This is a genomic window from Bacteroides sp. f07, assembly GCF_042854785.1.
Classification (GTDB): Bacteria; Bacteroidota; Bacteroidia; order Bacteroidales; family Bacteroidaceae; genus Bacteroides.
The window spans coordinates 299,037-322,570 of sequence record NZ_BAABXI010000002.1; the positions used below are offsets into that span (position 1 = coordinate 299,037).

General features: G+C 40.8%; 13 protein-coding genes and 1 pseudogene. 2 read left to right on the forward strand and 12 right to left on the reverse strand.

Going from position 1 to position 23,534, the window contains the following annotated elements; genetic code table 11:
• Positions 1-10 precede the first annotated feature (10 nt).
• Entirely contained in the window at positions 11-4,069 is a 4,059-nt protein-coding gene (locus tag ACGHVY_RS16280) for a two-component regulator propeller domain-containing protein (RefSeq protein WP_390599936.1), read from the reverse strand.
• A gap of 111 nt (positions 4,070-4,180) precedes the next feature.
• Here ACGHVY_RS16280 and ACGHVY_RS16285 point away from each other — a divergent pair, with 111 nt between their 5' ends.
• On the forward strand, positions 4,181-4,822 hold the full coding sequence (locus ACGHVY_RS16285) for a carbohydrate-binding family 9-like protein (protein ID WP_390599938.1): 642 nt from the start codon (positions 4,181-4,183) through the stop codon (positions 4,820-4,822).
• 62 nt (positions 4,823-4,884) lie between these two features.
• Here the strand turns inward: ACGHVY_RS16285 and ACGHVY_RS16290 are convergent, their stop codons facing one another.
• From ACGHVY_RS16290 to ACGHVY_RS16315, 6 genes are all read right to left on the reverse strand, one after another.
• Positions 4,885-8,835 carry a two-component regulator propeller domain-containing protein gene (locus ACGHVY_RS16290; RefSeq protein WP_390599940.1) on the reverse strand — a complete coding sequence of 1,317 codons (3,951 nt, stop codon included), beginning with the start codon at positions 8,833-8,835 and terminating at the stop codon, positions 4,885-4,887.
• 183 nt (positions 8,836-9,018) lie between these two features.
• The gene (locus tag ACGHVY_RS16295; protein ID WP_390599941.1) at positions 9,019-10,494 is read right to left on the reverse strand and encodes a hypothetical protein; all 1,476 of its coding nucleotides are present in this window, start codon (positions 10,492-10,494) and stop codon (positions 9,019-9,021) included.
• A gap of 4 nt (positions 10,495-10,498) precedes the next feature.
• The gene (locus tag ACGHVY_RS16300; protein WP_390600955.1) at positions 10,499-12,472 is read right to left on the reverse strand and encodes a hypothetical protein; all 1,974 of its coding nucleotides are present in this window, start codon (positions 12,470-12,472) and stop codon (positions 10,499-10,501) included.
• Between the two features lie 127 nt (positions 12,473-12,599).
• The gene (locus ACGHVY_RS16305; protein ID WP_390599943.1) at positions 12,600-14,234 is read right to left on the reverse strand and encodes a RagB/SusD family nutrient uptake outer membrane protein; all 1,635 of its coding nucleotides are present in this window, start codon (positions 14,232-14,234) and stop codon (positions 12,600-12,602) included.
• A 29-nt stretch (positions 14,235-14,263) separates the two neighbouring features.
• The gene (locus ACGHVY_RS16310) at positions 14,264-17,365 is read right to left on the reverse strand and encodes a SusC/RagA family TonB-linked outer membrane protein (protein WP_390599945.1); all 3,102 of its coding nucleotides are present in this window, start codon (positions 17,363-17,365) and stop codon (positions 14,264-14,266) included.
• A 32-nt stretch (positions 17,366-17,397) separates the two neighbouring features.
• Positions 17,398-19,326, reverse strand: a complete 1,929-nt coding sequence (locus ACGHVY_RS16315) for a glycoside hydrolase family 97 protein (protein ID WP_390599946.1) — start codon at positions 19,324-19,326, stop codon at positions 17,398-17,400.
• A 990-nt stretch (positions 19,327-20,316) separates the two neighbouring features.
• Between ACGHVY_RS16315 and ACGHVY_RS16320 the strand changes: the two are divergent.
• Positions 20,317-20,493, forward strand: a pseudogene (locus ACGHVY_RS16320) (transposase); the annotation flags it as partial.
• A 240-nt stretch (positions 20,494-20,733) separates the two neighbouring features.
• Here the strand turns inward: ACGHVY_RS16320 and ACGHVY_RS16325 are convergent.
• The 5 genes from ACGHVY_RS16325 to ACGHVY_RS16345 all read right to left on the reverse strand — a co-directional run bounded on the left by ACGHVY_RS16325 (position 20,734) and on the right by ACGHVY_RS16345 (position 23,453).
• Entirely contained in the window at positions 20,734-20,934 is a 201-nt protein-coding gene (locus ACGHVY_RS16325; protein ID WP_390599948.1) for a hypothetical protein, read from the reverse strand.
• Positions 20,935-21,081: 147 nt separating this feature from the next.
• Entirely contained in the window at positions 21,082-21,354 is a 273-nt protein-coding gene (locus ACGHVY_RS16330; RefSeq protein WP_390599949.1) for a hypothetical protein, read from the reverse strand.
• A gap of 40 nt (positions 21,355-21,394) precedes the next feature.
• Positions 21,395-21,985, reverse strand: coding sequence for a hypothetical protein (locus tag ACGHVY_RS16335; protein WP_390599951.1), 591 nt, complete (start codon positions 21,983-21,985; stop codon positions 21,395-21,397).
• Between the two features lie 76 nt (positions 21,986-22,061).
• Positions 22,062-23,033, reverse strand: a complete 972-nt coding sequence (locus ACGHVY_RS16340) for a hypothetical protein (RefSeq protein WP_390599952.1) — start codon at positions 23,031-23,033, stop codon at positions 22,062-22,064.
• 39 nt (positions 23,034-23,072) lie between these two features.
• Positions 23,073-23,453: a hypothetical protein gene (locus ACGHVY_RS16345; RefSeq protein WP_390599954.1), complete on the reverse strand. Its 381-nt coding sequence runs from the start codon at positions 23,451-23,453 to the stop codon at positions 23,073-23,075.
• Between the last annotated feature and the right edge of the window lie 81 nt (positions 23,454-23,534).

Consider the following 23,534-nt stretch of genomic DNA (forward strand, 5'->3'; position numbering starts at 1 on the left):
ATAATGAAAATTATTGTTCTGCCTCTTCTTCTCCTTCTTCCTTCTCCTCACCTTTACGGTAAGCCAGCGGACTGACATGGTAAATCTCCTTGAAGCATTTGCTGAAATAGCGTGAAGAGGAGAATCCGATCCGGTCGGAAATCTCCGTGATATTCAGTTCCGGATTATTCCGTAACATGACAGCTCCTTTCTTGAGACGTATGCTCAGGATAAAGTCATTCGGTGTCTGTCCTGTCACCGCTTTTAACTTGGTAAACAAGTTTGTGCGTGCCATACCCATTTCCCGTGCGAAGATATTGACGTTGAAGTCTGTATTATCAAGGTGCTGTTCGATAATAGCCATTGCTCTATCCAGCATTTCCTTATCCATCGGATTGGTGGCCAACATCTGTGCGAAAGCCTGGGGCTGTTTGCTGAATTTCTCCTGTAGCAACCGGCGGGAATTTACCAGGTTGTTGCAACGGGAAATCAGGAGATTGGTATTGAACGGTTTCGTGATATAGTCGTCCGCACCGATTTTCAATCCTTCAATATTATGCTCTATTGCAGTGCGCGCCGTTAACAGCACAATCGGAATATGGCACGTGTCGAAATCCGTCTTAATCCGCTTGCAAAGCTCCGTGCCGGACATACGTGGCATCACAACATCGCTTAGGATAATGCTCGGCATATCTTTCTTTACCATTTCCAGTGCTTCTTCTCCATCGGAAGCGGTACTGACTTGATAGAATGTCTCAAAAATACCGACTAACATTTGCTTGATAGACTCATTATCTTCCACAATCAGCATCTTGGCATCTTCAATCCGCTTGTTGTCTTCTTCTTTCCATTCCGATTCAGATACTATTTCTGCTGAAGGCACGAAAGATTCTGTCTCCTGAATAGTAGTATCCGTATCGCTTTGTGCTATCTGTTCCTCGGCAAAATGCTGCTTGCCTAGTTTCAGGGTGATGATGAAGCTGCTTCCTTTGCCCGGCTCGCTTTCTACGCGGATAGTGCCGTGGTGAAGCTCGACGATACCTTTTGTCAGAGCCAGCCCGATACCTGTTCCGGCACCGGTATTCAGTGAATTCAGTAGTTCGGTCTGATAGAACCGGTCGAAAATCTTGTCTATTTCTGCGGTGGCGATGCCTGTACCGGTGTCCTTTATTTCAATGATGGCATGGTCTTGCTCCTGCGAAACGTTGATGGAAATGGTATCTTCCGCTTTCGTATGTTTTAATGCGTTGGATAATAGATTATTGACTACTTTCTGCATCTGCTTTTGGTCATACCATACTTCAATGACATCTTTCTGCTTGTTGAACTTGAAATTAATCTGCTTGCTGCTGGCATATTCAAGGAAGAGCAGATAATTCTCGTACAGGAAGTCTACCAGGTTGTGTTTGCTTACCTTAATTTTCATGTGCCCTTGTTCCTGTTTGCGGAAGTCTAGCAACTCGGTAATCAGCTCCCGCAGTTGGATGCTGTTCTTGTAGATTCCCAATACCTTATTATATATACTTGGGGTAAATGTTTGTACTTGCAGCAGAGTTTCCACTTGTCCCACGATAAGTGTTAACGGCGTGCGGAACTCATGCGAGATGTTTGTGAAGAAACGCAGCTTTGACTGGTTCAGTGCCTCCAGGTCCTCGATGTGTTTCTTTTCGTATTTCAAAGACTCGCGGAGTTTGATTCGTGAATTATAGTTCTGAATAAGATACCACAACAGACTGATTGTGACAATGGTATAAATCAGGTAAGCCCACCACGTCTCATACCAGGAAGGAAGTACTATTATAAGAAGTTTGGCTTCTTTAATTCCGTCCCGCTGTGATTTGATGACGAGTGTGTACTTGCCCGGATTCAGGTTCGTATAGGTGATGAGCGTCTGTTTGCGATATGTATGATTCCATTCGTCGGAGAAACCTTCCAGACGATAGAGAATTTCGTCTTTGTTGGCAGGAATGAAGTTGGAGGTGGCGTATTCGATGGTGAACATCGACTGATTCGCTTTCAGGCTAATCTCCGGTGTGTGGCAGAGCGACTGCTTCAGTATGCCGGTTTCATCTCCGGGGGTAACTTCCCTTCCGTTGACCAGCAGGCGAGAAAGAATGATATTATAGGATTTCGGGGTAAAATGGAATTTCTTTTCCCAAAAAGAAATCATTCCCTGAATACCGCCTAGGAATACTTCTCCATCACGCGTGACAAACAGCGCATTCTCATTGACAGCAGTCAGCGGGAATCCGTTTTCCGTACCATAGTTATAGAACTTCTTGCTCGGATAGTTGAATTGCGAGAAGCCTTGATTGGTTATCAGCAATAAATCTCCTTTCTGAATGGAAGATTCGAATACTTCGTATATACAGTCACTGGACAAGCCATCTTTCTGTACATCGAAATTTTCGAAATCATTGCTCTCTTTGCGATAACGGTCTAATCCGCTGCCGGAAGTCGAGAACCACAGGTTTCCGTTGCTATCCTGCATGATATTGTTGATATTGTTGTTGCTGAGGCTATTCGGAACAGCCGGATTATGCGCGTAATTGGTGAGTGTGTTGGTGTCGAACCGATAGGAGTAAACGCCTTCTCCGGTAGCTGCAATCCATAGAGTACCGTCTTTGTCGAAACAGAGACTGGCTACCATACTGATATTTCTGCCCGCTTTGGTTTCCTTGAAGAGTTGTTCACAAGTACCTGTTGCCGGGCTGAACAGGCAGATACCGTTCTGTGTGGCAATCACCAGTTTATCTTTGTACGGCACAATATCACGTACAATATCCGACGGCAATGAAGTTGAGTCGCCCACCTTCATCCGGTAGACGGTGAAACGGTTGGTACGCAGGTCGAGTTTGTTCAGTCCGCCCAGATGCGTGCCAATCCACATAATTTCATTAGCACGGTCGTAATAGATAGCCTTCACATTGTTGTGCGAAATACTGTTCTTCCCTTCTTCGTGACGGTACCAGCGGTATGTGTTATTTATCCGGTCGTAAACGTTTACACCGCCCCCTTCGGTACAAATCCACAGATTGCCATCTTTGTCTTCCGTCATTCTTCCGACGATAGGGCTACTCAGACCTTCCTTCTCTGTATCTCCCACTTTATAGCGGGTATAGATTTCATATTCGGGATTGAAGTAATTCACTCCGCCGAAATAAGTTCCCAGCCAAAGCGTTCCCTGTTTGTCTTTTACGATACACCAGATAGAAGAGTGGGTGAGTCCGTCGGGACTGTTGTCGTTGGCAGTGTAGAGATGAAACTTGCCTGTGCGTCTGTCATACCGGTTCAGCCCGTTGAATGTTCCTATCCACAAATCTCCGGAGTTATCTTCGCAACAGCTTCTGACAAAATTGGAACAGAGACTGTTCGGATTCATAGAGTCATGGTGGAGGTTTTCAATACTTCCGTCCGTTTTTATGTGGTAAAGTCCTTCTTCCCAGCTACCTATCCATAACTCCTTGGAAGAATCCTCATAGATACTGGTTATATTACCTTTGCTGACAGGCTGCGAAAGTGTTTTGCTTTCCGACAGGCAGTAAACGCCATTACCGGTAGTTCCCATCCATAGATTCTTGTTCTTATCCAGATGCAGGCAGGACAGAGTGATATTCTTTCCGGCAAGATGATAGAAAAGGTCGAAATTGCCCGTACTTTCATTATATACAAAGACTTCTTCCCTTTTACCTATATATAATTTCTCCTTAAAGTAAATGGCATCTACATTGCCTTGAAGCAATGTCTTGAACTTTTGGGTTGCCAGATCAAATTCGGCCACACCGTCGGTACAGAGCAGGTACACTTTCCCGTTCTTATTTCCGGTGATGCGCAGCACTGTATTGCTGAACAGGCTGTTCGGGTCGTTCTTCTTGAGTTTAAAACTTTTAATGTCGTTACCGTTATGCCGGTTTAGTCCCTCGCGTGTGCCGATCCATATAATTCCCTGTTCATCGATATACAGGCTGTTGACAGAGAACTGTGAAAGTCCGTCATCCGTGGTCAAATGACTGAAAGTAATGTTTTGACTTTGCGTACGGATAGCGGCTACGCTTAAAAATAGTAGAAATAAAAGAGTTATTTTTCTCACTAATTCGTTCTTTTAAGGTATTACTATTGGCAAATATATTGTTTTTATTTCATTTCTGTGAACCTTATTAGAAGAAAGTAACTATATTTGTATCATTCAAACGAAAGAAATATGAAAGTAAAGAAAATTAGTGCGGCTAACGTGGAGGCTTGCTCGCTTCCTAAATTATTCGATGAAGAAAAAATAGATTTTCAGGCCATTCAGTGTGTCAACTGGGCTGAATATCCCTACAAACCCAAAGTGAATTTTCGTATAGCTCACACGCAGGACTCTATTTTGTTGCATTTTAAAGTAAAAGAAGAGAGTGTGCGTGCCAGGTATGGCGAAGATAACGGTTCTGTATGGACTGATTCCTGTGTAGAATTCTTTTCTATACCGGCTGGTGACGGAGTCTATTATAATATAGAGTGCAACTGCATCGGGACAATTCTGATTGGTGCCGGCCCTACCCGTAACGGTCGTGAGCACGCTCCGAAGGAGGTGACAGCTCTTGTGCAACGCTGGTCCAGCCTGGGCAATGCGCCTTTTGAGGAACGCGTTGAAGAGACAAACTGGGAAGTCGCTCTGATTATCCCTTATGCTGTGTTCTTCAAACATCAGATTGATTCACTCGATGGAAAGGAGCTGAAAGCCAATTTCTATAAATGTGGCGATGAATTGCAGACCCCTCATTTTCTTTCGTGGAACCCGATAGAAATAGAGAAACCGGACTTTCATCGTCCCGACTTCTTCGGTACGTTGGAGTTTGAATAATCATTCGATTAGGATTAGTAAAAATGATAAGACGTCATCTTGATATAAGAAAGGATGACGTCTTATTTTTTGCGTTTAAATTCCGCAGGTCCTATACCAAACTGTGCCTGAAAACATTTAGTAAAATACGAAGGGGATGAGAAGCCGATTTGAAAGCAAACTTCCGCTACTTGCATTTCGTTCTGCGACAATAATTCTGCAGCCTTCTTTAATCGTATAATGCGGATAAGGTCATTGGGAGTCATGCCCGATACCGCTTTTATCTTTTGGAACAGTCCCGTACGGGATATGCCGACTTCCTGTGCCAAGATATCTACAGTGAAATCAGAATCAGTCATTTTGGTTTCTATAATCTTAGCTATCTTTTCCAGAAAAGCTTTATCAAGTTGTGAATGTGCCACTGTTTCTAAATGACTCATAGGCTCATTCTTAAAGTTTCCTTTCACTTTTTCTCTATTTATGAACAAACTGTGTATCTGGGCCTTTATAATATTCGAAGAGAAGGGTTTGGAAATATAGAGATCAGCTCCATTTTCCAGTCCTTCTACGTAATCACTTGTTTCCACCTTGGCTGTGAGTAGGATTATCGGTACATGACTTGTACGGAGATTCTGTTTCATCTGCTTACAAAATTCGATGCCATTCATGATAGGCATCATAACATCGCTAATTACTAAATCCGGTATCCATTCATCCAGCCACTTGAGAGCCTCTTTCCCATTTGAAGCACAGCTAATTTTATAGTTGGGTGATAAAAGTGCACGTAAATAATCCAATAAATCCTGATTGTCATCTACTACCAGAATATGGTATGGCTTTTGCTCATCCATCTTTTCAGCTTCTTTCGGAAGTGTTGTTTCAACTAAAGACTTTTCTTGTTTCGGGACTTCTTGTTGTTCACTTTGTTCAAACCATATAATAAAGGTAGATCCTGTTCCCGGTTCACTCTCTAGCTTTAATTCACCATGCATCATATCGACCAATTTCTTCACTAACAGTAAGCCAACGCCAGTACCAATGTTGTCACTCGGTCTATTCTCTTTAATCTGATAGAAAGGAGTGAATATCTTCTCCTGTTCTTCCAATGCTATTCCTTGGCCGTTATCTTTTATTCTTAGTTCCAGTTTTCGTCCTTTCACACAAATCAAATCTATCCAAATATGTGAAACCGTGAACTTCAGAGCATTAGACAATAAGTTGCTTACAATCTTCGTAAAAGCTTCCGGATCTATTTTGGCATAACAGTCGTCTTTCGGCATATTCAATACAACATTTATGTGCTTCAGTTCAGCCGAAAGAGAGAACCGTTGGCAGATAGACGCAAGAATTCCCTTTACATCTGTATTCACTGGATTTACGTTCATTCCACCGGATTCTACTTTACGAAAATCCATTAACTGATTGACCAGACTCAGTAGGCGCTTCCCATTACGTTCAATTACTAAAAGTTGCGGCATTGCTTCTTGTATACTTCCTGTCAGTCTCATCACATTCTCCAATGGAGCCAGTATCAAGGTAAGGGGAGTCCTGATCTCATGTATCATGTGAGTAAAGAATTCTATTTTGCTCTGATAAATCTCTTTATCCTTTTCAATAGCCATTATGGCCATTTTTTCCTTTTGCTTCTTAATCATACGATAATAAAAGTAAGCCAATATCCCTATGCCTAAGCATATATAGAGTATGATGAGTGGAACAGAAGTCCACCAGGGCGGAAGAACCTGAATAGGAAGAACTATTGCATCTTCATTCCATACTCCGTCACCATTGGATGAACTGACACGGAAAGTATATTTTCCGGATGGAAGATTGGTGTATGTCACATGAGGGGCCGAGTTTGTCTCCGTCCAATTCTTTTCGAACCCATCCAGTTTATACTTATACTGGTTTTTGGTTGGATTTATGTAGCTCAATGTAGATACTGACAGACTAAATATGGAATGTTGGTGTTCTAACGCCAATTGTTCTGCATAGGTTATTGAAGTTGATAAAGGAGAACCTTTATCATTGACTTTCACAGATTTGTTAAACAGTTGGAAGTCGGATAAGATAACATTTGGCTTTTGTGCATTACGCGTCATTTTTTCCGGATGGAATTCATTGAACCCGTTGATTCCTCCGGCAAAAATGGTACCATCTGATAACTGTATACCTGAATTAGGCAAGAATTGATTCTCTTGCAATCCATCATATTTATTATAAGTTTTGATATTCCCATTGGTAGGTTGATAACAATACATTCCATTGCTTGTAGTCAGCCATAGTTCATTCTTTGCGGCTATAATTTTATAAATGACACGTATGTTTTCCGGTAGAGCGACTTTCACGAAAGTATTACTTTTATCATCGTATTTGAGTAATCCGCACCCATCAGTTCCCAACCACAAATTTTCTTTCCCGTCTATACATGCTGTGATGATTTTATTTGTGGGAATTGCTGCTGCTTCATTTTCTCCCATTTTCCAATAGAAATGCTCCCATTTTTGCTTTTGCCGGTCCAACTGGAAGATACCTTTATTTAATGAACAAACCCATAAATGCCCTTTCTTATCTTCCATAATATAAGATATATCGGCCGGGTGGACCTCATAGATTCGTTCAAAATCATCAGTTTCAGGTATATATTTGTTGAGTCCGGAAGTGGTTCCTATCCATATCTGTTGATGGGAATCCTTGTAAAGCGCATAGATTCCCGATGCATATAATGACCGGGCGGAATTTCCAACCTGATAATTTTTGAATTTTCCAGTGTTCAGGTTCATAATGTCCAGTCCTCCCATATACATCCCGATATAGAGTTTGTCTCCATCTTGCAACAAGGCATGGATATTGTGATAAGTAGGGCTGGAAGATGTACGTTGAGGTTTATAAGACTTAAATGTATTTTTGTGGCGGTCCCAATGATAAAAGCCTGCGTCATCAGTGCCTAGCCACAGATTGCCATCATCAGCTTTAGCAAAAACGCTGATTATTTTGCCATCCAACTGGGTGTTGCCTTTGTAGTAATGTATAAAGTTGTCTCCTGTTGGCGGAATGTAATTCACGCCACCGAAGTAGGTACCTACCCAAAGTGCTTGTTCCCTATCAACGAACAATGTTTGCAAATAGTTGTCATTCAAACCATTGGGCTGGTTCTGGTCCGAGTGTATAATATGTTTTTCTCCGGTCTGTGTATTATATTTCGTGAGTCCTTCATCAGAAGCTATTAGTAACTCTCCAGGTATTCTTTCTACAATGCTACGTACCTGGAATACCCGTGTGGAGTCCGATGGCTCTAATTTTTGTACTAGTTTATTCCCTTTTTTGTCCAACCAATAAAGCCCGTTTCTACTACTACCCACCCAAATGTTATGTCTTGCATCCTCGAAAATGGAAATCGTATTTTTGATTCCTCCTGCAGCCACCTTTTGGAATAGATCTTCTGATGGGATGAATTTGCTGATTCCATCGTTCATACTGGCAACCCAGATTACTCCCGAACTATCTTCTATAATGTCAGAAATGTAATCCGAGTTGATCTTACCCAATGCTGTATACTGATATAATTCATCTGTGTGCGAGTTATAATGGAAAATTCCCTGTCCTACTGTAGCAATCCACATGTTCTTGTTATTATCCATTATAATACGACTCACAGGAGAGTTTATTTTGCTCCCCATAGCGGTCTGACCGTTAAATGTACCAAAGCTCTCAGTCTTGAGATTGAATAAAGACAGCCCTTGATCACTACCTATCCAGAGATGTTGCCTGTCATCTTCCTTTATGGTATAGATGTTGGAACCTAAAGAACTCACCCGTTCATCTCTCCAAACACGGATTATATTCCCATCAAAACTGTGAAGTCCGTCAATTGTTCCAAACCACATCCGACCTTTTTTATCTTGAGAAATACTATATACGGCATTGTTAGCCAATCCCTCATTAATAGTATAATACCTTACAATTCTTGTCTGACTAAATGAAGTCAGGCATATTGCCGAAAAAAAGCAAAACAATTTTATAAGTTTTTTCATAGTCGGATGTTTTCCATTTACGGTTTTCGCAAAAATAATACTTTCTTGGGATATAGATCGACCTTCAAACTAGTTATTTCACCCATCTGACAAAATAAAGATGAGATGAAGACGCACACCTTCTTCACCTCATTTCTTTCTAGAGTTTTATGTTAACAGCGAATTCGCATGTTGGTCGGGAACCTAAATGGCTGTTACCTCTGCATTCAGTGTTGAACCGGCTGGCAATACTACACTGCATTTTGTAATAGGATTACCATGTGCATCCCATGATATAATGGCAGGATATGCTTTTTTGTCTACGGTAATCTCAGTATATTCTCCCACAAACGCTACTTCCCATGTTAATTCCTTAGAAGTATGATTCTTTATTCTGGTGGACTTTCTGTTCTGGTGTTTTACAGTAACATATCCATCGAAAATGGGAACATTTTTAATCTCGGCCTCTTGCGCTTTTTTAGGGAGACGTGAACAGGTAGTTACACTGTTGTTTATAGCCGAGGACGTGATACCCATTACACCACTAACCGTCCCTTCTATAATGCCATAAGAAACTTCAGGATATTCCGAACGATTCGTTTTTGGCAGGCTCACCAGGAAACGATAGGCTTCATCATAGTATCCCAAGCGGTAGAAGAGCATGGGAAATGCCGACATATTTTCTACATTCCATTCTCTTTTCAGGATGTCATTCACTGTGGCGCAAATACGGTCCTTATCACTCGTAGCATTAAACCATAAGACAAAAGGAACTCCTTCGCCACGATAGAACTCGTTGTCCTTCGTCCAGAAAGTATGATAATACAAGCTGTCAGTACTCCACCATTTATCTTCCAATAGGGTCTGATATGCTGCTGCTTTCTTTCTTGCATCTTGTGCTTTCTGTTGATTCCCATTCAACTCGGATATCGTGGAATAAGCATTAAATCCGGCATATAGGGAAGCTAGTAAATCTACTCCTACAGTTAGTCCACGGAAATTCTCCACATAAGAAGGAAGTCCCCTACACGTATGAAAATTATTATCCGGATTAAAATTTTCCGGGCTGTTCATATAGGGCGGACGATCCATAATCTTCTCCGGTTCTAATGCCCAGCGATGGATATACTCATTGACAGACTTTTCATAGAAATTGGTGAAACGGCCATCCGTCAAGTAATCTTTGTCTCCTGTCCATTGATACATTTTCAGGCAGGCCTGCATCATGTCAAAGTTAGCATTCAGATTATACCAAAACTCACTATCATTGGCGTAATCAGCCGGTGCCGGCTTATTATAACGGTTCATTTCCCAATAAGTGCACCAATCTTTTCCTTCGCTGATATTCTCGGCAAAGCGCAGGAACATATTTTTGTTATGAGCACTAAGTCCCAATATCTGTGCGCCAACGGACTGATGAGAAACATCACGCATACAGAATGCTTCCCGTTGCGGCAATGCAGCCTCATACCAACAGCCTACGGGATCATTGTCATCGTGCGCATACGACAAGGCCATTCTTTTCGCCCAATTATAGGCTTTTTCCAACTCTTTGTCCGAAGAGGTGAATGTCGAAGTCTCTTCATACGACAGCTTTTTGACAGTATGTTCCTTTGATGAAGAATCACATCCTGTCATGTATCCCGCTATCAGTCCCGCTATTAATATTTGTTTTATCATATACCTATTTAAATTTGATAGAAAGTGAGTTGCCAGCTTTAATGGAATAATGTTGTGTTTTACCACCGTTAATCACCTTGACTTGAAGTTTGTCATTAGTCAGACGTGTGATTTCAATGTCGAAGTCAGTACCGAATGCCCTGATATTTCTCAATGATATCTCATTCCATTCTTGTGGCAGACGTGGAGTGAGAGAGAAACTCTTCAACCCGGTAGGACGAATGCCGAACATACCTTCTGTGATGATACGCCCATACAATCCGCTTTCGGCAGATAAATGTCTTTGCTCTCCTTCCGGCCATGCTTCTATGGCATAAGGAACATGATTGCCTAGCAGGCGGGCAACGGAATAACGGTGCAGGTATTCAGTGGCTTTTTCTGTTTCTCCTACTGCATAGACTCCTCTTAGCGCATAAAGCGTAGAGCGATCCCAAAAAGTGTCGCCTCCGGCTTGTGTCAACAGTCCGTTTTCCGTCCACAGTCTAGGCGAGAATAAAGCAGCGATTGTAGCATCCGCACGTTCATCAATTCCCACAGTCAATGGTATGCAAATCCACGAACGTAAGACGTCATTTCCTTTATAATATGCATACGTATCAAATCCTTCTACATTGGCTCCGAAGTAGTTCTCTATGTTTTTGCGTAAAACGGAGGCCTGTTTACGATACATTCCGGCATTTCCTTTTCCTATTTCTTGCGATAGGTAAGCCGCCGAAATCAGGGCGTCATAATATAGGGAGGAAGTACATAAGTTTGCTTCTCCGGATGGAAACCGATTTTCCAGTTCGTCGGTGTCTGAGGCTACTACACCGTTTGGATTCAACTTATGACGACAATATTCCAGACACCAGGTTATCAATGGCCATAATTCTTCCGCTTCCGCCCTATTGCCATAAGCTAATGCATAGCGTGATGCCCCATAAGCGATCATGGCAGCATCTCCGCGGTCTCCTACTCCGTTCCAGATATCCAGTCCTTCTGCTACGATGGAGCTGGGGATAGGTTTCCATTCATCATTCATAAAGCGGGCAAAATGCTTGAATGAGTTGAATGCTGAAGCATTGCCATATTGATAGCCGGTAAAAGGGAAATAGGGATTGATATATTCGGCTTGATCATTAGCCCAAATGGCTGCATAATAAGATTCACCTCCGGGACCATGCATCGGCCCACCCTGTGTTTCGTAAATACTTTCGCAGGCACGGATTTTAGAGAAAGCGAACATTCGGTCAATCACCGGATCGGGAGTTTCGAGCACAAGGTTGTTCATCCACTCATTCACTAGCGCTAAACGTTTTTGTTTTTCTTGTCGACCATCCATGACCGGTCTGGATTGTCCCGACTTATATCCTGCAATGAATGCACTGAAAAATAAGGTATCTCCCGGCTGCACGTTGAAGTATCCGTTTTTGTCAACAGTCATCTCTATAGAATATGAGCCGTCCACTCCTTTCTCCGGGTTAGTTGTTTGCTTATATTCCATTGCAGGAATCTCTATAGATATAGATTGTTTGCCGGTATTGATAAGTGCATAGTTCTCCACTAATGCCGGAAGCTCTGTAGAAGGCAGATATTCGCGTATCAATTTACACTCTCCATTAAAGCCTTCATTGAATGAGCTTACGATGGATAACATGCCTTTTAAACGGATATTCTCCACCTTCTCATTCGTTAGGGTTCTGCCATTCACCGTAAGTGCATCCGGCAGATTCCAGTTAAACCTTCTCATCAGGCTGGCATGAGTATTATTGGGAATGGTGCGTAATAAAGGCCACACCATACTTTTATTTAATATAAATGCCCCTTTCTGATCTACACCATAGCGCAAAACTACAGATACTTGTTTGCCACTCATTTCAATATGGTCACTATGCGGAAGCTGTTTATTCGCCGTCCATTCGATACTTCCGTCCGGTTGCATCTGCCAACGGGATGTTTCGTTGGCCCATGCCGTGAAAGAGTGGGCAGACAACAGCATACAAATCGCTACAAAAGTTGTTTTCATGTTGTACATAATAATTTTTACGCAATTCACAAAATAAAGTAAAATTCCGGGAACTTATTAGAGTCAGTTCCCGAAATTTATCATATAATCGTACCTCTACCTATTTTTTATAACCCGGATTCTGTTCCAATAAGTCATTCTTTAAAATCTCGTAACGTGGAATAGGAAGCAAATAATGGTTGGGTGCCTCAAAATCGCGTTTTTGTATTTCAAATAGCTCATATTTCTTCGTACCATCCGGCTGTTTAGTGATATTTATTCCATGAAAAGCACCCTTATCCGTCTTTTCTGCAATTTTCCAACGACGAACGTCATAGAAACGATGTTCTTCAAACGCTAGTTCAACTTTTCGTTCGTGTTGTATTTTAGCTAATAGTGCCTCACCGCTTTCGGTTACGTCAGGTAAGATGTCTTCTTTGTCTCCACGTGCTCTTTTTCGTATATAGTTTACGTATTCTCGTGCCACGTCTTCTTCTCCACAATGATACATCGCTTCTGCATAGTTTAGATACACTTCTGCCAAACGGCAATAAATCCATGGCTGTTTGCCTTTATCCGACCAGCTTTTAGTCAGACTTTCATCCATAAACTTGCGGATAATGTAGTGTGTCTTGGAATAATTCCACGCATCACGGCCAAATTCGCTGTCTACACCTCCGGTTTTTCCATCATTGTTTATCCAGAATTCGGCTTCCGTATCTCTGAACAACTGTCCATCACATACAACTGATGCATACAAACGGGGATCACGACCTTTCCAAGGGTTCTCTGTAGCCGTGGCATAGATGGCAGGGTCAGGCATGGTTCCGTCTTCCATTTCATAACTGTCTACCATTTCCTGCACAATTGCTGTACACGAATATCCTCCCCAGCCATTGGTGCTGTTGTACCAGTCATAGTAGTGTCCGAACTCTGTGTTATACAAACGCTGGAAAATGATTTCCGGACTATTAGGATTGAGGAACAGACCTTTGTAATCAGGATCTAGTGAGTATTCCAGTGTCATTACTTCTTCCGCAGCTTTAGCGGCAGCTTCCCATTTACTTTTATCATTGGCTGGATTCCATAATGGGCTGGCAGCATACAATAACATACGTGCTTTCATTGCCAGAGCTGCTCCTTTGGTAGCGCGTCCGAAGTTCTCACCGGTAAATTTCTCAGGCAATAACTCAGAAGCTTTCTGAAACTCAGATACAATGAACTCCACACAGTCTTCATAGCTGTTTCGTGGAATCATCATTTCCGGATCATTCAGTTCAAACATTTTTTTAATTAGTGGAACTCCTCCATAATTGTTGACCAGTTCCATGTAATAGTATGCTCTGAAGAAAGTAACTTCACCAATCAGCCAATCTCTCATCGGCATATCGATCGTTTCAACTTTACTCAAATTGCTGAAGAAGATATTGCAGTTCTTGATGTTATTATAATAATCCGACCAGATATCCAGTCCGCCCATTTGGTCAGGAGTCATGCCACCGGTATTGATGGTCCACGCATTGCCATAATCGAAATTTTCCATTGATTCATCACATACGAATCTCAGCGAATTGCGGCTCCAGCCATTACGTGGCTTGGTATAGTTCATCGTTACATAAGATTCTGTCAGTTTAGCATCTGTAAAAATGCCATCTTCTGTATATGAATCCAATGGTTCTACGTTCAATACATCGCAAGCGGACATACTCCCTATCAACAGGGCAAGGCATGTACTTTTCAATATTATTGTTTTCATGTATATTTTTAATCTTATAGGTTACTAATTTAGAAACTGATATTCACTCCGAATGTATAAGTACGGGCCTGAGGATATGCCTGACCGGTAGAAGTAGCATCCAGTTCAGGGTCTTGGACTTTGATTTTGTCGAAAGTCAGCAAGTTGGTACCTGTCAATACCAGACGCAGATTCTGCAATTTTAGTTTCTCAACAACTGATTTTGGTAAGCTATAAGCCAGTTCCACATTTTTGAGACGGATGAATGAGGCATCATAGAGCCAGAAATCGCTCCAGCGCGTGTTTTCATAATCATCCTTATCAAAAGCTCTCGGATATTTGGCGTTTGGTGTTTCTTCTGCCGAGATCCAACGTTTGTTGTAGAATTCTTTATCCAGGTTATAAGAATAAGGAACAATCATCTGTTGCGCTCTAGCTTGTCCGGTCCAGAGCATACTGAATTCCAACCCTTTCCAACCGATACCCAGATTCAAACCGTAAACAATTTGCGGAACATTACCATAATCACTCCGGATACGGTCGTTTTCTGTAATAGCCTTATCTCCGTCAATATCTACGTATTTGATATCACCCGGCTGTGCATTAGCGAAATGGGGAGTGCTGTTTATTTCTTCCCAAGTCTGGTAAATGCCATCAGTCTTATACATCAGCCATGAATCAATGGAATGTCCTGTTCTTTTCTGCCATTCGGGAGTATTGGCTGCTTCATCAAAGAATTTAATTTTATTCTTGGTGAAGGTGAAGTTGCCCGAAAGGAAGTAGTTGAAATCATTGATTCTATTTTTGTGACTAACCATCAATTCAATACCCTGATTGCTTACCTCGCCGATATTTTGATCGGGCAATACTAAACCCGTGTAAGAAGGAATGGAGGCTTGTTTCGGGGTAAGGATGTCTGTGCGGTTCTGATAGAAGTATTCTACAGTGAATCCTAAGAGGCTGTTCCAAAAATTACCATCAATAGCAATGTTCTTGGAATCAACTTTTTCCCAAGTGATGTCCGGATTACCGATACGCCCTGGAATAAAGCCTTTGTTGATGTTCGGTGTTTCGCCCAAAATAGCCCCATTTTCCATATTATAAGTGCTCAGATACTGGAAGGCATCTACACGGTCATTACCCAGTTTTCCCCAAGATGCGCGCAGCTTTAAATCGTTGATGAACGAGAAATTATTTTTGATAAAGTTTTCTTCGCTTAAACGCCAACCGGCAGACAATCCCGGGAATGTACCCCAACGCTTGTTGGAAGCAAAGTTCATAGAACCGTCACGACGTAGCGTGAACTCAAACATGTATCTGTCTTTATAGGTATAATTCAAACGTCCGAAGAAATTCTGGCGTGCCGAAACATAACCGCTACCTCCGTTTGTCTTCTCCTTGTCGGCACCAAAATCCAGATAATCGGGTCTATCACTCAAATAGTATCCACGCCATCCATAGAACTTTTCTCCTTCATATTTGCTTTGCTCATAAGCAATGAATGCACCAATACGGTGGTCGCCAAACACGCGTTGATAATCCAGTTTCAGGTGGAAAGTCTTGCTTGTATTGTCATCATGGTCTTGACGGAGACTGATGTTATTGCCATTCATATTGGTAGTCTTCTTAACGTATTCTCCGGTAGATGCATTGTAATCATACGTATCCCATACATCCCATAATTGTTTCTGCTCACGGGCATGATAGTCAATTGCTGCATAACCTGATAATGACAGTCCTTCTGTGACCCAAGGTAATTTTAAGTCGAAAGAGAATTTGGAATCAACAAAAGTATCGTTTATACGATTATAGCCGGTTTCATCTCCTTTCACTAAGATAGCCAGATTGTTGCCGTTTGCCAGACCCGGACCCGGAAGTCCATTGGGGTAATAATCATACAGCCATGGATATGCCATAAATGCTTCCCAAAAGATATTTTGGGTAGCGATAACCGAATTATTACGCTTTTCCCTGCGGGCGGCCAAATCCACGCTGATTTTTAAGTTGTTCGAAATCTGCGCATCAATATTAGAACGTACCTGTCCTGTCTGAAAATCTATTGATGTATTTCTGTAATTAGGCTCTTGATAAGAGTAGTCGCCGGATACATAGAACTTCACCTTTTCTGACCCACCACTGATGCTCACTGAATGACGGGTTTGAGGAGCCGCTTTGCGGAACACAACATCCATCCAATTTGTATCACCATACTGGTCACGATTGATGGTTCCATCCAAATATCCGCCCTTGATATTCTCATAAAGAGGAGCTTGACCATTTCCTTTGCGGATTTCGTCTGTCCAAGTCATATTCTCGTAGGCATTCATCAAATTAGGTGTACGAGTGTTTTGTGACAAAGTGAACGAACCGTTGTAAGTAATGACCGGTTTATCTGATGTACCGCGTTTGGTCGTTACGAGAATTACGCCGTTTGCTGCTTGTGCACCATATATGGCAGCTGATGCGTCTTTCAGGATATTGACGGACTCAATATCGCTGGGGTTCAGTCGTTCTAATCCTCCACGGTTAGCCACTCCGTCAATAACAATTAAAGGAGAATTGTTATTCAAAGAGCCTTTACCACGGATTAGAATGTCCGAATAGTCATTTCCCGGTTCACCCGAACGGTTGGTAGCGATAACTCCCGGCAACTTACCGGCAAATGTGTTAGTAATATTGGCTGTACCCGTTGTTTTCAAGTCACTACCTTTCACCGTAGATACCGATCCGGTTACCGTTGCTTTCTTCTGCACCCCATAGCCCACTACTACAACTTCATCTAACGCCTGAGAATCTTCGCCTAATTCAATTCGCTGGTTACCGGCAGTCGCTTTTATTTCCACAGGTTCATAACCGATATATGAAATGACAAGTGTGGAGCCCACGGGCGCCTCTAATTCATAATTTCCATCGAAATCCGTAATGACTCCCTGGGTGGTTCCTTTCACAATGATGTTTGCACCGATGATAGGTTCGCCTGTGCTTTTATCAATCACAACGCCTTTCACAGTCTGATTTTGCTGAGTAACAGCATATGAAGCCGAAACTTCACTCCTTGGGGATGAAACAGCTGAAACTGTTATGTTTCCCAAACTAAGCATACCTGCCAACAGGATATACTTGGCTCTTGATTTGGAATTTAAAGTGTTCATTTAGATTAGAAATATTAAGTTTAACGAAATTGTTATTTTATAATTGCAGCATAGCCACCACCGTCATACATCGTAACAGTAATCTTATCTCCTTTTTTTACTTTTTTCATACGACGGCTGAAGTCATTGGCATTCTTATCTACATTTACTCCATCTTCCCAATATGTCAATGTCTTATTACCTTTTATGAAATCGAGTTCTATTTCAAACTGATGTCCTTTTTCACCTGCCATACCGCCGATATACCATGTGTCTCCGTTGCGACGGGCAACTACCACATACTCACCTACAGAAGCTTTCAGTACACGGGTTTCGTCCCATACTACCGGCACTTGTGATAAGAATTCCATACATTCCGATTCGCGGTAATAATTGGAAGGAGAATCTGCGAGCATTTGCAACGGGCTTTCATATACCACATACATTCCTAACTGGTGACAGCGCGTACCTATGGATGCAGGCAGGTTAAACCAAATTTTGTGATCTTTTTCATGGAAGTTGATCATGGCTCCAGGGGTGTAGTCCATAGGACCAGCTACCATACGGGTGAACGGGAGTGTTACGTTATGTTTTGGAGTGACAAAACTTCCCCATTTATGATTTTCCAATCCGGCTACGCCTTCTGATGTCAAGACATTGGGGAAGGTGCGTAACCAGCCGGTAGGTTTGTAGGCTCCATGGAAGTCCACCAACATTTTATGCTCTACAGCCTTATGTGCCACTTCATAATAGAAGTCTACCATTTCTTGGTCGTCACGGTTCATAAAGTCCATTTTGATACCTTTAATACCCCATTCGCTGAATTTATCAAATGCTTCATCCATCTTTTCACGGAAAGGAGCCCATGAAACCCACAAAATAAGATCTACATTCTTTTTCTTTCCATAAGCCACCAGTTCTTCCATATTTATTTCAGGAATAGTTTTGGTGACGTCCCATGCTTCAGACCATCCGTCGTCAATCACCACGTATTCAATACCATATCGAGAAGCAAAATCAATGTAATATTTATAAGTTTCATTATTGATACCACATTTGAAGTCCACGCCGGTCAGAATCAATGCATTATACCAATCCCATGCAATCTTGCCGGGACGTACCCATGAGAAGTCTCCTTTTGATTCGGGAGCTAATTTGTAAATCAGTTGGTTAGTCATTAAGTCGGCATCATTTGCAGAGACAATCATAGCACGCCAAGGATAATTGCGTGTACCATTCACGCTAGCAATATAATCAGCACGTTTGGTCGGGAATATTTGACGGTCGTCTGTTCTATAGTCTTCTAGTGATACTGCAGCAAATTTACCAGCCAGTTCGTTTTTACCCTGTTTGCGTAGAAACATACCTGGATAGCTTTCTAAATCAGATTCACTGATAAAAATACGTGCATTGTCATCTAGCTTTATTAATATAGGTGTACTACAGAATTGATCTGTGCGGATTTCCGACAGTTTCATTGGTTTGAATATCGGTTGTTGTGCAGATAGCATAGTACGCTCTTCCGGAAATAGAGTGTTATAGTCTTCGGGAAAACAATAAGTGACTTCTTCACTCAGGACGTTTAGTGAATCAGGAAAGTCGGTGTGGAAACGGTATGCTAATCCGTCATCATAAACACGGAAATGTAATTGATAGTTGTCGGCCTTTAGTATCATTTCATTATAATGATCGACAATCTGATTACTCTTTTGATGTACTACTGGTTTTAATACATTGTTTTCGCTGAAATGTTCCACTTTATTCACTTTCATATTTCTACCGATAACTATGCCATTACTAAACGTCATAGAAATAGGAGAGGGGGCTAAAATCATCTTGCCATTGAAACTGACAGAATAAATAGTCTTAGTTCCGGTTTCCACATTTACCAAGAGGTGGTTGTTCGGAGAGCTCACTGTGTAGTTTTCTGCGAAAGCTACGCTTGCATACGCAATCATCAAGCTAAATAGCATCTTTTTCATTTTCTTATTTTTTATAGGTTATACAATTCTGGAGCAAATGTACATTGTATGTGTAGATGAGGAAGAATGTATTGTTCAAAGTGCTAGAAATACCATACAAAGCATTAGCTCTATTGTACAATTCTCTAGCTTATTTGTACTGGAGTGGTGTTAGTTTCTTGATTAATAGGTGTTTATATGAGGTGGTAGTGTTGGGTGTTCTTTAAAAGACTTATCTCTTTTTTATCACGGATTTTATTTTGAAATACGTTGGCAAGAAGAAAAATAATGGTTCAAAACGGTATGGAAATGAACTAAATATCTCTTCATATAAAATGAAACAGTGAAAAACATCTGCCATCTGCAACAAAATTGAGATAATGTATTAATTAATAGATTGTTACAGCGTTGCAGATACCGTTGCAGATGGTTGCAGATACCTAGCTATCTGCAACACTTTGTATGCCGATAGAAAACTGTCTTTTAAGAGCGAGGCAACAGTACATATAGCTAAACGTTAGCCTCCGTTTCTATACATGGAAACTTCAGTATCCCTACGTGGAAACTCCAGTATCTATATGCAGAAACTCTCGTTTCTATGCTTGGAAACGAGAGTTTCCAGCCTGGGAACGGGAGTTCCAACGTAGGGAACTGTTATTTCTTAAGTAGACACTGACGGGATGACCGATACGGCTCGTTTATAGTGTTGCAGATACCTGGGTATCTGCAACCATCTGCAACAGCATCTGCAACGCTGTAACTGTCTATTAAATAATATATTATCTCAATTTTGTTGCAGGTGGCAGATGTTTTTCACTTTTTCATTTTATAAGGAAGGTTATTTTGCTCAAAACAACTTCGAAAGAGTCGTTATGACGCCAACGAGTCGATTAAAAACAATCTGCCTAGCAAAATGAAGATGATAATTTAGAGCATGAACTTGATTACACCAAAGCTTTGCTCGATGTAGTATCGGCAGATGAACACCAACAACAGTTAACTTTTTAAGGTGCTGACGAATTTAAAGCCAAGTCGCGCACAAGATACAAGATTGAAGCTAAAAATGCGGAACTAAAACAAGTCTTCGGATATGACAGAGCCTTATCATACGGAATCTCTTGTATGCAACTGCAAGGTGCTATGGTTATCTTTGCCGCAAACATCAAGAGAATCATCAAATTAATCTAAAGAGATAGCTGTTTTTTCCATAATCAAACCAAAAAAGGGAATTTGTGTGACCATACAAGGCTATTATCGCTCGTTTTAAAGTTCTCATTCAAAAAAATAGAAAAGTCGCCAAGTCCAAAATTCAGACTTAGCGACTTTTACTTTTTAGCTCATTACGACGGCTAATCTAAAAAAACAAAAGGTTTTTCAGTGCCCCCCTTTTTATTGGGCGTCACCTCTTTTTTATGAAAGGTTATCAGGTTAATGTCGTTTTGAAAGAGGGATGTAGACAGAGAACTGCCAGTTTGAAAGGCGGGAACCTCTGAAATCAGATACATGATATGTTTTGCTTAGTCCCTGCTTGTATACAAAAGCCAATTCAAAGTAACGGAAATCATAACCTATTTTAGCTACGATGGGTATATCAAATACTTTTTGGGATGTCTCCCATAAATAAATCATGGGTTGTACGCCTAGCCCGACACTCAATCCTTTTACTATCTTATAATTAAGTGTTGCTCCAACGCCGACAGATAAATGATAGTTATCTCCTTCCGGACCTCCGTAATTAGCGTTTGGAGTGGAGTTGTAATGGATTGCATAATCACTTTAACTATATCCTCCTAAGAGATCAATGTCATAAAAGAAATTAGTTTTGCGAGGCTCGAATCGGAAACGATAGCCGAGTTCAAGTACAGCTTTCCGGTTCAGATACGAATTTGATTTATCAACTGTAAGTCCATTTAGTGAACTGGGTAAATCAGAAGTGATATGCCCGCCACCGGCGCCCACGATAATACCTGTGCTTTTTAACTGTTGTGCTGAAATAGAAAGACTGGTTACCGCTAAGAAGAATGATAATACAATTACTTTTTTCATCATATAATTAAAGTTTAGAAGTAAAAGAATGAAGAAGTAGCTCCTAGAATGGAATCCAGACGGATAGACTATATTCTCTAAGCTTCCCTGATTTCAAATAATCAGTCTTTATGGCATTTGTTAGTCCATGTTTGTAGCTTATACCTATTTCCAGAACCTTAAACCGATATGCTATTTTTGCTATGATCGGTATATCAAAGTTGTTTTTGTTATTTTCTCCGTCTTGACGAATATAGTAGGTAGGCTGTAATCCTGCGCCTATACTGAGTCCTTTATAAATGGAGTAATTCAACGTGCCACTGGCAAAAACAGAAAAGCTCCTTGAGCTTGCTTCATAAATGGCCGGTTCCGAGGAGGACTGTCCATACGCTGAATGCCATGATTTAAATCCTAGTCCTGCATCCAAATCGTAGAATAGAGAGGGTATCTTAGTCGTAGGTATTCGGAAGCGATATGCCAACTCCATATTGAATTTATAATCAATATCATGAGGATTCGCTTTTTCTAGGACAGATGGGGCTAGTTTTGTTTTGATGTGTCCAATGCCTCCGCCAATTATAATTCCGGATTCTGTTTGACTTTGTGCACCTAGTGAGAGTAGGCAGAACGTAATGAATAAAATTAGATGTTTCATGATTATATTGAGTTTAGTTAGTGAATAAAGGTGGAGAAGCTGTATTATTGGTTATCTCCACCTTTCCATGATTAGTTTACAGATTAACTCTAAAGTAATATTTAGTACCTCCGCATTTAGCTCCAAATCCCTGGAACTTTACAGAGACTAACCCTTGGAATGGGGCCGGTGTGCCATTATGATAAATTCTTGCCCACAAGTATTCGTGTGTCGAATTTCCACTTTTGCTATATGTATTACCATTAGGTTCAAATTTTATCTCCGTGGTGGAACCATAATTATACCATTTTCCAAAAAGTCCTTTTTTCCTGAATCTGACTAAGATGGCGATTTCTTCAGCTACTCCTGGTGAAGAACCTCTTCTTACTTGAGCTATTGCCCAAAGTCTTCGATTGTTGCATTTAACTTCCGGAAGTGCGTTGATTGGATAATCTCTTGTTGTAGGGATGCTGTAGCCTTCTTCTGCTGGAGTAATCCCTAAGTTAACCAATTGTTGATAGGAACTAATGTCTTTGAGATTCATAATCTTACCATTAATAGATATCTCTCCATTTGCATTTGCTAACTTTGCGACATTCTCATTTTTGATTGGTAGATAAGCAGAGTAATCGTCTCCTTGTTCTGGGAAATAAAGCATTGAATATTTTGCTTTGAATTCTTCATAGCCACCAGGTCTGTCATAATAACTTTCTGCTTCATTCATTGCATCCATGAAATAATCATAAAGTGAGTAGAAACCATTCTCTTTGAAATTAATGTCCGGCGTTTGGATAATATTGTTATATGTTCCATTGTCAAAAGTTTCTGTCGATCTTGTAGATGCTTCTTTGTTGTCTTGAATGGAGCTTAGTTTGAAAACCACTTTTTGAAAGTCTTCTTCGCTATTAAAGACTAAGATGTCTTTGCCCTTTTTAATACTGACATTTGGGTCAGTAATAAAGATTGTTTCTTCATTCGGCGTTTCTGAACTATCGATTGCTTTTTCCGTATCATTTGAACATGCTCCAAATATTAACAGAGATAAAACTGGTAGAATAAATTTTCTCATGTTTTTTTAATTTTGTAGTTAGTAAAATTATTTATTTTATTATTTCGAAATAATCGTTATATTAAATTTGTAACCATCCTCTTGTAAGGGAATAATAAGAGAAGTGCCTGTAAATGTTCCGGAGAATATAAGTGTTCCTGTTTCTGCGTTTGTTACCTCTAGTGATACGTCTTCGAGTGGAGAATTGAAATATAAATATAGCGTATTTTCTTCGACATAACCATAAGAGAATACTATGCTTCGCTTTTTACCATAATTAATCTTTATATGGGTGTGAACTCTGTGCCCTCTCTTATATGTGCCATATTGAGAGGTTGTTTCTAAACTTCCATTTCTTACTGAATTGGATGCAGTATTATAAGTCGGTGGAATAATAAAAAAACTACTTAATACAATTATCATTCTAAACTTTAGTTTCATATCAGTTATTTTTAGTTTACGATGGCAAAGTTAAGAATGCTGGCTGAGTTATTAGGAGAAAATTGATAACATGAAATAGTA

What these genes read in the sequence shown, in the direction of transcription:
- ACGHVY_RS16285 (WP_390599938.1), top strand. Translation starts at nt 4,181, where the DNA reads ATGAAAGTAAAGAAAATTAGTGCGGCTAACGTGGAGGCTTGCTCGCTT.
- ACGHVY_RS16290 (WP_390599940.1), bottom strand. Translation starts at nt 8,835, where the DNA reads ATGAAAAAACTTATAAAATTGTTTTGCTTTTTTTCGGCAATATGCCTG.
- ACGHVY_RS16295 (WP_390599941.1), bottom strand. Translation starts at nt 10,494, where the DNA reads ATGATAAAACAAATATTAATAGCGGGACTGATAGCGGGATACATGACA.
- ACGHVY_RS16300 (WP_390600955.1), bottom strand. Translation starts at nt 12,472, where the DNA reads ATGCTGTTGTCTGCCCACTCTTTCACGGCATGGGCCAACGAAACATCC.
- ACGHVY_RS16305 (WP_390599943.1), bottom strand. Translation starts at nt 14,234, where the DNA reads ATGAAAACAATAATATTGAAAAGTACATGCCTTGCCCTGTTGATAGGG.
- ACGHVY_RS16310 (WP_390599945.1), bottom strand. Translation starts at nt 17,365, where the DNA reads ATGAACACTTTAAATTCCAAATCAAGAGCCAAGTATATCCTGTTGGCA.
- ACGHVY_RS16315 (WP_390599946.1), bottom strand. Translation starts at nt 19,326, where the DNA reads ATGAAAAAGATGCTATTTAGCTTGATGATTGCGTATGCAAGCGTAGCT.
- ACGHVY_RS16325 (WP_390599948.1), bottom strand. Translation starts at nt 20,934, where the DNA reads ATGATTTATTTATGGGAGACATCCCAAAAAGTATTTGATATACCCATC.
- ACGHVY_RS16330 (WP_390599949.1), bottom strand. Translation starts at nt 21,354, where the DNA reads ATGATGAAAAAAGTAATTGTATTATCATTCTTCTTAGCGGTAACCAGT.
- ACGHVY_RS16335 (WP_390599951.1), bottom strand. Translation starts at nt 21,985, where the DNA reads ATGAAACATCTAATTTTATTCATTACGTTCTGCCTACTCTCACTAGGT.
- ACGHVY_RS16340 (WP_390599952.1), bottom strand. Translation starts at nt 23,033, where the DNA reads ATGAGAAAATTTATTCTACCAGTTTTATCTCTGTTAATATTTGGAGCA.
- ACGHVY_RS16345 (WP_390599954.1), bottom strand. Translation starts at nt 23,453, where the DNA reads ATGAAACTAAAGTTTAGAATGATAATTGTATTAAGTAGTTTTTTTATT.